The sequence below is a fragment of the Gallaecimonas kandeliae genome (assembly GCF_030450055.1).
Taxonomy (GTDB): Bacteria; Pseudomonadota; Gammaproteobacteria; order Enterobacterales; family Gallaecimonadaceae; genus Gallaecimonas; species Gallaecimonas kandeliae.
Genome location: NZ_CP118480.1, coordinates 871,892 through 885,714, shown reverse-complemented (window position 1 = coordinate 885,714; position 13,823 = coordinate 871,892). Strand labels below are relative to the sequence as shown.

The following is a 13,823-nucleotide window of genomic DNA, read 5'->3' as shown; positions in this document are numbered from 1 at the left end:
CAATGAAAGCCGCTCAATAGCTTCATTTTCAGCTTAGTATAAAGCCAACCCCTTGAAGCTCAAGAAAATTGGCCGAATATTCGCCCGCAGGCCATCAGGCTGTTATTTCCGGTATCAGGGCGCGGTGCAAAAGCCGCACGCTTTGCTCCATCTCATCCCTCGCCACCAGCAGCGAAAAACGCCGCGGCGAGGTGTGAAAAAGCCGCATCCCAATCCCTTCTTCGCCCAGTACCTGCGAGATCTTGGACGCTATGTCGGCATGGCTGTCGAAGCCCATGCCGATCACTGAAACCTTGGCCAGCCCCTGGTCGCACCTGACCCTGGCGTTACCAAGGTCGATGGCGCTGGCGTTTACCATGGGTAACACCTGGCCGAGGTCGCCCAAGGGTACCGTAAATGAAAGTTTTTTGCCCGGCTCATTGGCGTCGCTCAGCAGATCGGCATCGATGCCGGCGTCTTGGAGAGGAGACAACAGCCTGGCCGAGGCCCCCAGGAGATGCTCCCCATCCACCTCGATGAAGGCCGACTGGGCGCAACAGGCCACGCCGCAGACACCGAGAGGATCCTGGCCTTCGCCGTAGGTGATGAGGGTGCCCTCCCCTTCATGGAAGCTGGACAACACCCGCAGCGGCACCCGAAACTGGCCGGCGAACTCCACGGAGCGCACCTGCAGCACCTTGGCGCCCTGGGCGGCCAGGGCCAGCATGGACTCGAAACCGATCTGGCCCAGCTTGCGGGCCTTGGGCTCGATACGCGGGTCCGTGGTGTAGATGCCGTCCACGTCGGTGAAGATCTGACACTCGGCGGCCTTCAAGGCCGCAGCCAGGGCCACGGCCGTGGTGTCGGAGCCGCCCCTGCCCAGGGTGGTGATGGCGTTGTCCGGCCCCCTGCCCTGGAAACCGGCCACCACCACTACCTGGCCCCGGGCAAGGGCCTGGTCCAGCATGGTGGTGTCGACTTTGAGGATACGGGCCCGGCCGTGGCGATGGTCGGTGTGGATACGCACCTGATCGCCGGTCAGGGACAGAGCCGGCTGGCCCCGCTTTTTCAAGGCCATGGCCAGCAGGGCTATGGTGGTCTGCTCGCCGGTGGCCAGCAGCACGTCCAGCTCCCTGGGGTCGGGCTCCGGCGTCAGAGCCCTGGCCAGGGCGATAAGGCGATTGGTTTCTCCAGCCATGGCGGAGACCACCACCACCACGTCGTGGCCGGCCTTGCGGGTCGCGATGATGCGATCGGCGACAGCCTCGATACGGGGGAGATCCCCCACAGAGGTGCCGCCGTACTTCTGGACGACAAGGGCCATTTAGAGGCGGGCCTGCACCCAATCCTTGACGGAGGCCAGGGCCCCCTTGAGGGCCGCCACGTCACTGCCGCCGGCCTGGGCCATGTCGGGGCGACCGCCGCCCTTGCCGCCGACCTGGGCGGCGACCATGCCGATCAGTTCACCGGCCTTGACCTTGGCGGTAAGGTTCTTGGAGACACCGGCGATCAGGCTGACCTTGTCGTCACCGGGCACACCCAGCACCACCACGGCCTCGCCCAGCTTGTCCTTGAGCTTGTCCACCAGTTCCCGTAGGGACTTGGGATCGGCACCAGGCAGCTCAGCCACCAGCAGCTTGACGCCGCCAAGGTCCTCGGCCTGCTCGGCCAGGGCGCTGCCGGCCTGGGCCGCCAGTTGGGCCTTGGCCTTCTCCAGTTCTTTTTCCAACTGCTTGGTGCGGTCCAGCTGCTGGCCGAAGCGTTCGCTAAGGCCGGCCACGTCGGTCTTGAGGCTGCCGGCCAACTCACACAGCAGCTGCTCACGGCCCTGCAGCCAAGCCAGGGCGGCTTCGCCGGTCACGGCTTCGATACGGCGCACGCCGGCGGCGATGCCGCCTTCGGACACTACCTTGAACAGGCCTATGTCACCGGTCCTGCCCACGTGGGTACCGCCGCAGAGCTCGACGGAGAAATCCCCCATCTGCACCACCCGTACCTCGTCGTCGTACTTCTCACCGAACAGGGCCATGGCGCCGGCTTCCTTGGCCTGGTCGATCTGCATCAGGCGGGTGCCGACGGCGTTGTTGGCGCGGATCTCGCTGTTGACCAGGCGCTCAATCTCGGCCAGCTCGGCGGCCTTGATGCCTTCGAAGTGGGAGAAGTCGAAACGCAGGCGTTCGCTATCCACCAGGGAGCCCTTCTGGCTCACGTGCTCGCCAAGCACCTTGCGCAGGGCGGCGTGGAGCAGGTGGGTGGCGCTGTGGTTGAGGCGGATGGCGTCACGGCGGACCTTGTCCACCTCGGCTTTGAGCTTGTCACCGACCTTGACGCTGCCGCTGAGCACCTTGGCGTGGTGGACGAAAGCATCGCCACTCTTGGTGGTGTTGTGGACCCGGATCTGGACGCCGTCGGCGCTCAGCTCGCCGGTGTCTCCCACCTGGCCGCCGGACTCGCCGTAGAAGGGGGTGCGTTCCAGCACCACCAGCACCTCGTCGCCGGCCAGGGCCTCTTCAATGGCGTCGCCGCCCTTGAACAGGGCCACCACCGGGGACACGTCGCGGACACCGTCGTAGCCGGAGAACTGGGTCTGGCTGTCGATCTCCAGGCGGGTGTTGTAGTCGGCACCGAAGTTGGAGGCCTGCTTGGCGCGCTGGCGCTGGGCTTCCATGGCGGCTTCGAAGCCGGCGTGATCGACGCTCAGCATGCGCTCGCGGGCCACGTCGGCGGTGAGATCGGCGGGGAAGCCGTAGGTGTCATAGAGCTTGAACACCAGCTCGCCAGGGATGAGATCTGTCTTGAGGCCGGCCAGCTCTTCATCCAACAGCTTGAGGCCGCGCTCCAAGGTCTTGCGGAACTGTTCCTCTTCCAGCAGCAACGCCTTCTCGATGATGGCCTGCTTGTCCTTGAGCTCGGGGTAGGCTTCGCCCATCACGTCGATGAGGGCGACCACCAGCTTGTGGAAGAAGGGTTCGCTTGCGCCCAGCTGGGCACCGTGGCGCACGGCGCGGCGGATGATGCGGCGCAGCACATAGCCACGGCCTTCGTTGGAAGGCATGACGCCGTCCACCACCAGGAAGGAGCAGGAACGGATATGGTCCGCCACCACCCGCAGGGACTTGTTGTCGAGGTCGTCGGTGCCGATGGCGGCGGCGGCGGCCTTGATCAGGTGCTGGAAGATGTCGATTTCGTAGTTGGAATGGACGTGCTGCAGTATGGCGCTGATGCGCTCCAGGCCCATGCCGGTGTCGACGCTGGGCTTGGGCAGCGGCTCCATGCGGCCGTCGGCGTGACGGTTGAACTGCATGAAGACGATGTTCCAGATCTCGATGTAGCGGTCGCCGTCTTCTTCGGGGCTGCCCGGAGGACCACCCCAGATGTCGGCGCCGTGATCGTAGAAGATCTCGGTGCAGGGGCCGCAGGGGCCGGTATCGCCCATGGACCAGAAGTTGTCTGAGGCGTAAGGCGCGCCCTTGTTGTCACCGATGCGGATGATGCGCTCGCTCGGCACGCCCATGTCCTTGGCCCAGATGTCGTAGGCTTCGTCGTCGGTCTCGTAGACGGTGACCCAGAGCTTCTCGGCCGGCAGCTTGACCACTTGGGTCAGGAATTCCCAGGCGTACTTGATGGCCCCTTCCTTGAAGTAGTCGCCGAAGCTGAAGTTGCCCAGCATCTCGAAGAAGGTGTGGTGACGGGCGGTGTAGCCGACGTTTTCCAGGTCGTTGTGCTTGCCGCCGGCACGGACGCAGCGCTGGGAGCTGGCGGCGCGGCTGTAGGCGCGCTTGTCAGAGCCAAGGAACACATCCTTGAATTGCACCATACCCGCGTTGGTGAACAGCAGGGTCGGGTCGTTGCCCGGGATCAGGGAACTGGAGGGCACAATCTGGTGGCCCTTGTCCTTGAAGTAATTCAAGAAGGCGTCACGTATGTCAGCGCTGGTCATGCTCATGGAAAATCCTGTGGTTGTCGTCCTGGGTGCGGCGGTTCAGGGGCGGTCGGCTTTGGCCAGCACGGCGCGGATCTGCGCAGGTTCGAAGCCCCTGCTGGCCAGATACCTTGCCCGCTTGGCCCAGTCATTCTTGTCCTGGATGGCGGCGTCACGGAATCGCCTATTATAGGCATTTTGCGCCTGCTCCAACCAGTCGGGGGCAGCCTCTTCGAGCGCCGCCTTGCCGACGGGGCCGGGAATGCCTTTCTGGCCCAGTTCCGCCTGGATGCGCAGAGGGCCGTAGCCCTTGTGCAATAAGCGCCGCACGGCACTTTCGGCATAACGGTAATGATCCAGCCAGCCTTGCGCAAGCAGCTTGTCTATCAGGGGCTGAATTTCAGATGAAGAAAAGCCCCGGCGGGCCAGCTTGTCGGCTAACTCGCGGGGGCTGTGTTCACGAAGGGCAAGCAGCCTCAGGGCTGCTTGCTTTAACTCATCGCTCAGAACTCGTCTCCCTCGGCCAGGGCCTCGGGCTGTTCTGCGTCGTTACCGGCAGGGGCACCGCTCACCAGCAGTATGTCCCGCAGCTTGGTTTCCAGCTCGCCGGCCACGTCCTTGTTTTCCAGCAGGAACTTGACGGCGTTGGCCTTGCCCTGGCCGATCTTGTCGCCCTGGTAGCTGTACCAGGCGCCGGCCTTGTCCACCAGCTTCTGGGCCACGCCCAGGTCGATGAGCTCGGCTTCCTTGGAGGTGCCCTGGCCGTACATGATCTGGAACTCGGCCTGTTTGAAGGGCGGGGCCACCTTGTTCTTGACCACCTTGACGCGGGTCTCGTTGCCCACCACTTCGTCCCCTTCCTTGACGGCGCCGGTACGGCGGATGTCCAGGCGCACTGAGGCGTAGAACTTGAGGGCGTTACCGCCGGTGGTGGTCTCGGGGTTGCCGAACATGACGCCGATCTTCATGCGGATCTGGTTGATGAAGATGCAGAGGGTGTTGGACTTCTTGATGTTGGCGGTGAGCTTACGCAGGGCCTGGGACATCAGGCGGGCCTGCAGGCCCACGTGGGAGTCGCCCATCTCGCCTTCGATCTCGGCCTTGGGGGTCAGGGCGGCGACGGAGTCGACGATGACCACGTCAACGGCGCCGGAGCGCACCAGCATGTCGCAGATCTCCAGGGCCTGCTCGCCTGTGTCGGGCTGGGACACCAGCAGGTCGTCCACGTTGACACCCAGCTTGCGGGCATAGATGGGGTCCAGGGCGTGTTCGGCGTCGATGAAGGCACAGGTCTTGCCTTTCTTCTGGGCCTCGGCGATCACCTGCAACGTCAGGGTGGTCTTACCGGAGGATTCAGGGCCGAAGATCTCGACGATACGGCCGAAGGGCAGGCCGCCGATGCCAAGGGCGATGTCCAAGCCCAAGGAGCCGGTGGACACTGAGTCGATGCTCAGCACCTGGGAATCACCCATGCGCATGATGGAACCCTTGCCAAACTGGCGCTCGATTTGACCCAGTGCTGCCGCAAGGGCTTTCTGTTTGTTGTCGTCCATTGTCGGCTCCTGCCACGAATTCTGAAATAAGATGCTGGAAGTATACTGTATGGTCGTACAGTATCAACCCCTGGATCAGGGGATTTTTTGCAAAAGACCCTCGAGGGCGGTGAAAACGGCCTGCAGCCTGACGTCCTGGCGGTCACCCTGGAAATGGACGCAGCGGGCCTGGGTGCCGTCCGGGCCGGCCCAGGCCAGCCAGACGGTGCCCACCGGCTTCTCTGGACTACCGCCGTCGGGGCCAGCGATGCCGCTGCTGGCAACGGCCAGGTCGGCGCCACTGGCCACCCTGGCCCCTTCAGCCATCTCGCGGACCACGGCCTCGGAGACGGCGCCGAAGCGCGCCAGGCTCTCTTCACTCACCCCCAGGCGGCGCATCTTGGCGGCATTGGCGTAGGTGATGAAGGCCTCGTCGAACCAGTTGGAACTGCCGGCGATCTCGGTGATGGCGCCGGCAATAAGGCCGCCAGTGCAGGACTCGGCGCTGGACAGCCGCAGCCCTGCGGCCTTGGCCTTGGCACCGAGTTCGGCGGCAAGGGTGCGGATGGCATCCCAATCCGGGTTGGTCATGATGGCTCGCAGCTGTGAATGGCTCTCCATTATGCAAAGCCAGGCGGCCAGCGGCCAGAGCCACTTAGCCTTTTTGGCAGCAGCAGTGCCTGGCGTCTTCCCGCCAGGCCGACACGAAGTCCTCCGGGGCCATGGCCTGGGCGAAATAAAAGCCCTGACCTTCGTCGCAGCCCTGGCGGCACAGGAAGTCCAGCTGCTCCCGGGTCTCCACCCCTTCTGCCGTGATCCTCAGGTTGAGGCTGTGCCCCATGTTGATGATGGCATCCACCAGGGCGGCGTCGTTGCTGTCGGTACTGATATCCCGGACAAAGGACTGGTCGATCTTCAGGGCGTCGACCGAGAAGCGCTTGAGGTAGCTCAAGCTGGAATAGCCGGTGCCGAAGTCGTCTATGGCGAGCCGGACTCCCATCTCCTTGAGGGTCTGCAATATGGACAGGGTCGAAGCCACGTCCAGCATCAGCACCCGTTCGGTGATCTCCAGCTCAAGGCTGTGGGGCGCCAGCCCCGTCTCGGCCAGCACCGCCTTGATATTGTCCACGAAGTGCTTGTGCCGAAACTCGACGGCGGAGATGTTGACCGCCATCGTCAGCAGGGGCAGCCCGGCGTCCTGCCAGGCCCTTGCCTGTTGGCAGGCCTGGTGCAGCACCCAGCGGCTGATGGGGACTATCAGGCCGCTGTCCTCAGCTATGGGAACAAACTGGGCCGGCGAGATGAACCCCCGCTCGGGCTGCCGCCACCTCAGCAATGCCTCGGCACCGATCAAGGCGCCTGTGGCCAGTTCGATCTTGGGCTGGTAGTAGACGACAAGCTCACTCTGCAACAGGGCGTGGTGCAGCGCCGATTCGATGGACTGCATCTCCCTGGCCTGCTGGTTGATGCCGGTGATGAAGTAGCGGAACAGGTCAGGGCCCTGCACCTTGGCGCTGTGCATGGCCACTTCTGACTTTTTCAGCAGTACATCGACCTCCTCGCCGTCGTCGGGGTAGATGCTGATCCCCAGGCTTGCCGTGACGCTCAGACTGTGGCCCGCCACATCCTGGGGCTCCCTGAAGGCCTTGAGCAGCTTCTCCGCTATGACGGTGGTCTGCTTGGGGTGGCTGACGTCGGTCAGCAGCAACACGAAGACGTCGGAGCCGACCCTGAACAGGGAATCCGATCGGCGAATAGTCCCTTGCAGTTGCTGGGCGATCAGCTTGAGAAGCTCGTTGCTGGTGGCACTGCCGAGGGCATGGCTGATGCGGTCGAAGCGGTCCAGGCCGGCGAAGACCACGGCCAGTTGCTTGCGGTGACGGCGGGCCGTGGCTATGGCCTGGGACAGTCGGTCAGGGATCAACGAGCTGTTGGGCAGATCGGTCAGGGGATCGTGCTGAAGCAGGTGGGACATCTCCACCAGTTCTTTGGCCCTGTCCTCCACTGCCTGCTCCAGGCTGTGAATGCGGGAGAGGCTGTCTTCCGTCATCTGCCACTTGGCTGCCAGGGTGCAGGCCATCTGGTGTGCTTCGATGGCGTCGAAGGGTTTCCTCAGGATCAACAGGCGGTCGGGCCTTTCCAGGTACCTTGCTATATCGCTCCAACGGGCATCCAGGGAGGTGATGCAAAGCACCACCTGCAACCGCTGATCACATTGCCAGAGGCGGCGGATGGTCTCCAAGCCGTCCCAGCCGGGAGGCAGGCGCAGGTCGATAAAGGCCACCGCATAAGGCCTGTCCTCATCCAAGGCGCGCTGCAGCATGGCCAGCGCCTGCTGCCCATGAGAGGCCGCATCCAACTCGAACGGGGGGCTGGGCCACAGGCTTTGCTCGTTAGCAAAGGCGGCGCTGAAGTCCTGATGGACGTCGGGGTTGTCGTCGACGATGAGGATACGCCTGTTGACAGCACCTTCCTTCTGGTAGGGCAGCCGTTGCGCCTTCATTTCCTCTGCCGGCATATCCATATGCTGATCCTTTGCGGGTGGCCTTTCCTGACTCGTATCCAAAGAGAGGCGCCCACAGGCGCCTCTTTCCGGGGAGTTCCGCTTCCCAGTATAGGCACTAAGCCCCCCCGCCGCCCCTGGCCAAGGCGCCCAGCAGCACATAAGATCCCGCCCCTGATGAATGCCGGGCCCGGCTGTGGTGAAATAGCCGCGTCGTCCGAAGAGAAGAAGAGATCCCCCATGGAAAACCTCGACCTGTCTGCACACACCCCCATGATGCAGCAGTACCTGCGTATCAAGGCCCAGCACCCGGAAGTGCTGCTCTTCTATCGGATGGGGGATTTTTACGAGCTCTTCTATGACGATGCCAAGAAGGCTTCTCAGCTGCTGGACATCTCCCTGACCGCCCGCGGCCAAAGCGGCGGCGACAAGATCCCCATGGCCGGGGTGCCCTACCACGCCGTTGAAGGCTACCTGGCCAAGCTGGTGGCCCTCGGCGAATCCGTGGCCATCTGCGAACAGATAGGGGATCCGGCCACCAGCAAGGGCCCTGTGGAACGCAAGGTGGTGCGCATCGTCACCCCCGGCACCATCAGCGACGAGGCGCTGCTGGCCGAGAAGCGCGACAACCTGCTGGCCACCGTCTTTGGCAAGGACGGCCGCTTCGGCTACGCCACCCTGGATATCGGCTCGGGCCGCTTCCTGGTGTCCGAGCCCCAGGGCGTGGAGGCCTTGAAGGCGGAGCTGCAACGCACCAACCCGGCGGAGCTGCTCTACCCCGAGGACTTCGACCTGGCCCTGCTGGGGGACCGTAAGGGCCTGCGCCGCCGCCCCTTGTGGGAGTTCGATCTCGACACGGCCAGGCGCACCCTCACCCAGCAGTTCGGCACCCGTGACCTCATCGGCTTCGGGGTAGAACAGGCCAAGCAGGCCCTCTGCGCCGCCGGCTGCCTGCTCCAGTACCTTAAAGACACCCAGCGCACCGCCCTGCCCCACATCAAGGCCATCAAGCTGGAGGCCGAAGACGAAGCCGTGGTGCTGGACGCCGCCACCCGCCGCAACCTGGAGCTGACCCAGAGCCTGGCCGGCGGCACCGACAACACCCTTTACTCGGTGCTGGACAACTGCGCCACCCCCATGGGCTCGCGCCTGCTGGCCCGCTGGATCCACAGACCGCTGCGGGATATCCCCGTTCTGGAAGGCCGCCTCGATGCCATAGACCAGCTGGCAGGCGCCATGCTGGAGGCCAGCCTGAGCGAGCAGATGAAGCAAGTGGGGGATCTGGAGCGGGTCATGGCTCGGGTGGCGCTGCGCTCGGCAAGGCCGCGGGACCTGGTGCGGCTGCGCAGCGCCCTGGCGGTGCTGCCGGCGCTGGATGCCCTGCTGACGGATCGCCAAGGCCGGCTCGCCGAACTGCGCTCAGCCTGTGCCCCCCGCCCTGCCCTGCACCAGTTGCTTTGCGATGCCATCATCGACAACCCGCCGGTGCTCATTCGCGACGGCGGCGTGATCCGCCCCGGTTACAACGCCGAGCTGGACGAATACAGGGCCCTGTCCAAGGGCGCCACCGACTTCCTGGAGCACATAGAGGCGCGGGAGCGCCAGCGCACCGGCATCAGCACCCTCAAGGTCGGCTTCAACAGGGTCCACGGCTACTTCATCGAGCTGACCCGGGCCCAGTCCCACCTGGCCCCCAGCGATTACCAGCGCCGCCAGACCCTGAAGAACACAGAGCGCTACATCATCCCCGAACTCAAGGAGTACGAGGACAAGGTGCTGACCAGCCAGGGCAAGGCCCTGGCCCTGGAAAAGCAGCTCTTCGACGCCCTCTTCGACGCCCTGCATCCGGAACTGGACGCCCTGCTGCAACTGGCGGCGGCCTGCGCCGAGCTGGATCTGCTGGCCAACCTCTGCGAGCGCAGCCAGAGCCTCGGCTACTGCCGCCCGACCCTTAGCGAGCAGCGCGGCATCCGCATCGACGGCGGCCGCCACCCTGTGGTGGAAGTGGTGCTGGACGCCCCCTTTATCGCCAACCCGGTGGCCCTCAGCGACCAGCACCAGATGCTGATGGTCACGGGCCCCAACATGGGCGGTAAGTCCACCTACATGCGCCAGACGGCCCTCATCACCCTGATGGCCCACATGGGCTGCCCGGTGCCGGCCGAAAGCGCCGAGATAGGCCTGGTAGACCGCATTTTCACCCGCATCGGCGCCGCAGACGATCTCGCCTCCGGCCGCTCCACCTTCATGGTGGAGATGACCGAGACGGCCACCATACTCAACAACGCCACAGACCGCAGCCTGGTGCTGATGGACGAGATAGGCCGCGGCACCTCCACCTACGACGGCCTGTCCCTGGCCTGGGCCGTGGCCGAGTTCCTCGCGCGCCAAAGCCGCAGCCTGACCCTCTTCGCCACCCACTACTTCGAACTGACGGCCCTGGCCGAGCAGCTCGAGGGTGTGGATAACGTCCACCTGGACGCCGTGGAGCACGGCGATACCGTCACCTTCATGCACGCCGTGCAGAGCGGACCGGCCAGCAAGAGCTTCGGCCTGCAGGTGGCGCTGCTGGCTGGTGTTCCCAAGGCGGTGGTCAAGGCGGCAAGGCAAAAGCTGCACGAACTGGAAGGCCAGGCCCCGAGCCCGGCGCCGGTGGCCGAACGGCAGATGAGCCTGAGCCTCAATGAAGAGCCGGCTGTGGTCAGCCGGCTCAAGTCACTGGATGTGGATGCCCTTAGTCCCCGCGAGGCGCTGCTGCTGCTCTATCGCCTCAAGGAGGAAGCGGGGCTTTAATCGCTGAACAGGGATTCGGCGTTCAGCCCTTCCTGGAAGAGCCGTTCTTTGAGGCGGCGCAGGGCTTCCACCTGGATCTGCCTGACCCGTTCGCGGGTCAGGCCAATCTCGTGGCCCACCTCTTCGAGGGTGGCAGGCTCGTAGCCCAGCAGGCCAAAGCGCCTGGCCAGCACTTCCCGCTGCTTGTCGGACAGTTCGTCCAGCCACTTCATCAGGCTGGAGCGGATGTCGTCGTCCTGCAGCTCGAACTCGGGGCCCATCTCCTTCTCATCGGCGATGACGTCCAGCAACGCCTTGTCGGAGTCGCCGCCGATGGGAGTGTCCACCGAGCTGATGCGTTCGTTGAGCCTCAGCATCTTGGCCACGTCGTCCACCGGCTTGTCCAGCTTGGTGGCGATCTCTTCCACCGTCGGCTCATGGTCCAGCTTGTGGGCCAGCTCGCGGGCGGTGCGCAGGTAGACGTTGAGTTCCTTGACCACGTGGATGGGCAGGCGGATGGTGCGGGTCTGGTTCATGATGGCCCGCTCTATGGTCTGGCGGATCCACCAGGTGGCATAGGTGGAGAAGCGGAAACCCCGTTCGGGATCGAATTTTTCGACGGCGCGGATCAGGCCCAGGTTGCCTTCTTCGATGAGATCGAGGAGGGCCAGGCCCCTGTTGTTGTAGCGGCGGGCTATCTTGACCACAAGGCGGAGGTTGCTTTCGATCATGCGCTTGCGGGAGGCGGCGCAGCCCCGGAGGGCTTTGCGGGAGTAGAAGACTTCTTCCTCGGCACTCAAGAGAGGAGAGAAACCAATCTCGCTCAAGTACATCTGGGTGGCATCAAGGCTTTTCTGGAAATCATCCCCCAGGGTGATTTCTTCCTGCTGGCTTTCAGCCTCAGCCTCGACCGCCTGCATTTCCTTGTCCATGTCTTGTGATTCCATGTCAAGGACGTCGTCGTTGTCACCTTTTTTGCGGGCCATAGAGCCTCCTGTCAACTTGTAGTAGACACTCCGCTTACACAGTCATTCTTGTTATCCTCGCTTGGGTAGCTTCAAGAGCGGGTTGATGGCCTCACCCCGGCGGCGGATCTCAAAATGGAGCTTCACACCGTTACTGCCGGAATCCCCCTTGCGGGCGATCAATTGGCCTGCCTTCACCCACTGCTGCTCCTTGACCAGCAATTCCGCGTTGTGTGCATAGGCACTGAGGTATTGGTCATCATGCTTGATGATGATGAGCTTCCCGTAGCCCCTCAGCGCACTGCCCGCGTAAACCACCTTTCCCGGAGCCGCTGCAACAACAGAGTCCCCCCTGTCGCCACCTATGTCTAGCCCTTTGTTTCCATTTTGGTTTGCTGAAAAGCCCAATAATACCGGGCCCTGCGTCGGCCATTGCCAGGCATAATCCTGGCTGCCAGAAGTTGATGTAACATTTTTGTTAACGAATACACCCTTGTTTTGACTGTACTGCGACGCCTCAGCCTTGGCAATCGTTTTCTCGCCAATTTTTTGACGAGGCCTCACAGTTTTCGATTCCACCCTAGTGGGGACAGATGACAACTTGATGATTTGCCCGGGGTAGATGGTGAAAGGGGGTCGGAGGTGGTTGCGGCTGGCCAGCTCCCGGTAGTCCCAGCCGGCACGGAAGGCGATGGCATAGAGGGTGTCGCCCTTGTGCACCCGGTAACGGCTGCCCTTGATGGGCTCGTAATCCACCACGGGAACAACGGGGCTGTTGCTGGACAGGGAGATCACCGGGGCCGGCCTGTCGGCCGTACAGGCCGACAGCAGCAGTACCAATAACGAGGTTACCAGCCGTCCCTTCATCATCCTCTCTTGGCGCCCAGCCACCTTGCGAAGGCGCACCCCTTTATCTATCAAACCTTTAGCGCAGCATCCAGTAGGCCGCCACCGCCAGCAGCACAGTCGCCCAGCCCAGCCAGTCGATGGAGCTGCGCAGTTTCTCCGCCATGGGGGCGCCGCCCAGGCGCATCAGGCCGGCCACCAGGAAGAAACGGGCGGCCCGCCCCACCAAGGACACCGCCATGAAGGGCAGGAACAGCATCTGCATCACCCCGGCGGTGACGGTGAACACCTTGTAGGGCAGGGGCGAGAAGCTGGCCAGCAGCACCACCCAGATGCCGTAATGATCGAACCAGCTCTTGGCCGTCTCCATCTGGTGCTGATAGCCCATGAAGTCGACGAAGGGCATCACCACCGGCTCGAACAGCAACCAACCCAGGGCAAAACCCACGGCGCCGCCCAGCACCGAGGCCAGGGTCGCGAAGAGGGCGAAACGCCAGGCCTGGCGGGGCTGGGTCAGGGCCATGGGGGCCAGCATCACGTCGGTGGGGATCGGCCAGAAGATGGACTCGGCAAAGCTCATGGCCACCAGGTAACGGGGGGCATGGGGGTGCACGGCCCAGCGCAGCACCTTGTCGTAAAAGGGGGAAAAGATCTTCACAGCAAACTTCCTGCAACCAGGGGTACGAACCGTACCCACTCCACATCCTCGACCCTGTAGGTCATGCCTTGGCGTTCTATCACTTTCAGTACCTGTTGTTCTTCCCCGACCGGGATCACCATGATGCCGCCGTCCGCCAACTGGCCCAGCAGGGCATCGGGGATGGCAGCCGGGGCCGCCGTCACCACTATGGCGTCGAAGGGTCCCTTGCTGGCCCAGCCCTGCCAACCGTCGCCGTGCTTCATCTGCACGTTGTGCAGATCCAGCCGCTGCAGCCGGCGCCGCGCCTGATATTGCAGGTTCTTGATCCGCTCCACGCTGAACACCTGGCCACAAAGTTGCGCCAGCACCGCCGTCTGGTAGCCGGAACCTGTGCCGATCTCCAGCACCTTGGCAGGGCTGCACCCGCGCAGCAGCAGCTCCGTCATGCGTGCCACTATGTAGGGCTGGGAGATGGTCTGGCCCTCCCCTATGGGCAGGGCCGTGTTGTCATAGGCCTTATGGCCCAGGACGTCGTCCACGAACCAGTGCCTGGGCACGGCACCCATGGCCGCCAGTACCCTTTCGTTACTGATCCCTTCCTGCCGCAGCTGAGCGATGAGGCGGGATCGCTGTCCAGTGCCGTCGATGGCCATAGTCTCCCTTT

General features: G+C 63.7%; 11 protein-coding genes and 1 pseudogene. 1 reads left to right on the top strand and 11 read right to left on the bottom strand.

Going from position 1 to position 13,823, the window contains the following annotated elements; all coding sequences use genetic code 11:
* Window positions 1-94: 94 nt before the first annotated feature.
* From PVT67_RS04195 to PVT67_RS04170, 7 genes and pseudogenes are all read right to left on the bottom strand, one after another.
* On the bottom strand, window positions 95-1,303 hold the full coding sequence (locus PVT67_RS04195) for an aspartate kinase (RefSeq protein ID WP_301498144.1): 1,209 nt from the start codon (window positions 1,301-1,303) through the stop codon (window positions 95-97).
* Window positions 1,304-3,925: an alanine--tRNA ligase gene (gene alaS, locus PVT67_RS04190; RefSeq protein WP_301498141.1), complete on the bottom strand. Its 2,622-nt coding sequence runs from the start codon at window positions 3,923-3,925 to the stop codon at window positions 1,304-1,306.
* Between the two features lie 36 nt (window positions 3,926-3,961).
* Window positions 3,962-4,231: a regulatory protein RecX gene (locus PVT67_RS04185; protein WP_419181026.1), complete on the bottom strand. Its 270-nt coding sequence runs from the start codon at window positions 4,229-4,231 to the stop codon at window positions 3,962-3,964.
* Window positions 4,232-4,330: 99 nt separating this feature from the next.
* Window positions 4,331-4,375: pseudogene (locus PVT67_RS18815) on the bottom strand (hypothetical protein); the annotation flags it as partial.
* Window positions 4,376-4,404: 29 nt separating this feature from the next.
* Window positions 4,405-5,454, bottom strand: a complete 1,050-nt coding sequence (recA, locus tag PVT67_RS04180; RefSeq protein WP_301498139.1) for a recombinase RecA — start codon at window positions 5,452-5,454, stop codon at window positions 4,405-4,407.
* 75 nt (window positions 5,455-5,529) lie between these two features.
* On the bottom strand, window positions 5,530-6,024 hold the full coding sequence (locus PVT67_RS04175) for a CinA family protein (protein WP_301498137.1): 495 nt from the start codon (window positions 6,022-6,024) through the stop codon (window positions 5,530-5,532).
* 64 nt (window positions 6,025-6,088) lie between these two features.
* The gene (locus PVT67_RS04170; RefSeq protein WP_336407801.1) at window positions 6,089-7,957 is read right to left on the bottom strand and encodes a putative bifunctional diguanylate cyclase/phosphodiesterase; all 1,869 of its coding nucleotides are present in this window, start codon (window positions 7,955-7,957) and stop codon (window positions 6,089-6,091) included.
* 219 nt (window positions 7,958-8,176) lie between these two features.
* Between PVT67_RS04170 and mutS the strand changes: the two genes are divergently transcribed.
* The gene (mutS, locus tag PVT67_RS04165; protein WP_301498135.1) at window positions 8,177-10,729 is read left to right on the top strand and encodes a DNA mismatch repair protein MutS; all 2,553 of its coding nucleotides are present in this window, start codon (window positions 8,177-8,179) and stop codon (window positions 10,727-10,729) included.
* Here mutS and rpoS read toward each other — a convergent pair.
* The 4 genes from rpoS to PVT67_RS04145 form a co-directional block, all read right to left on the bottom strand.
* Window positions 10,726-11,655, bottom strand: coding sequence for an RNA polymerase sigma factor RpoS (rpoS, locus tag PVT67_RS04160; protein ID WP_336407835.1), 930 nt, complete (start codon window positions 11,653-11,655; stop codon window positions 10,726-10,728). The two genes, mutS and rpoS, sit on opposite strands and share 4 nt — an antisense overlap.
* Before the next feature lie 90 nt (window positions 11,656-11,745).
* Complete coding sequence (locus PVT67_RS04155; RefSeq protein ID WP_301498131.1) at window positions 11,746-12,540, bottom strand: peptidoglycan DD-metalloendopeptidase family protein; 795 nt, start codon at window positions 12,538-12,540, stop codon at window positions 11,746-11,748.
* A gap of 58 nt (window positions 12,541-12,598) precedes the next feature.
* Complete coding sequence (locus PVT67_RS04150) at window positions 12,599-13,177, bottom strand: YqaA family protein (RefSeq protein ID WP_301498129.1); 579 nt, start codon at window positions 13,175-13,177, stop codon at window positions 12,599-12,601.
* Entirely contained in the window at window positions 13,174-13,812 is a 639-nt protein-coding gene (locus tag PVT67_RS04145) for a protein-L-isoaspartate(D-aspartate) O-methyltransferase (protein WP_301498127.1), read from the bottom strand. Before PVT67_RS04145 ends, PVT67_RS04150 begins: the two co-directional genes overlap by 4 nt.
* Window positions 13,813-13,823 lie beyond the last annotated feature (11 nt).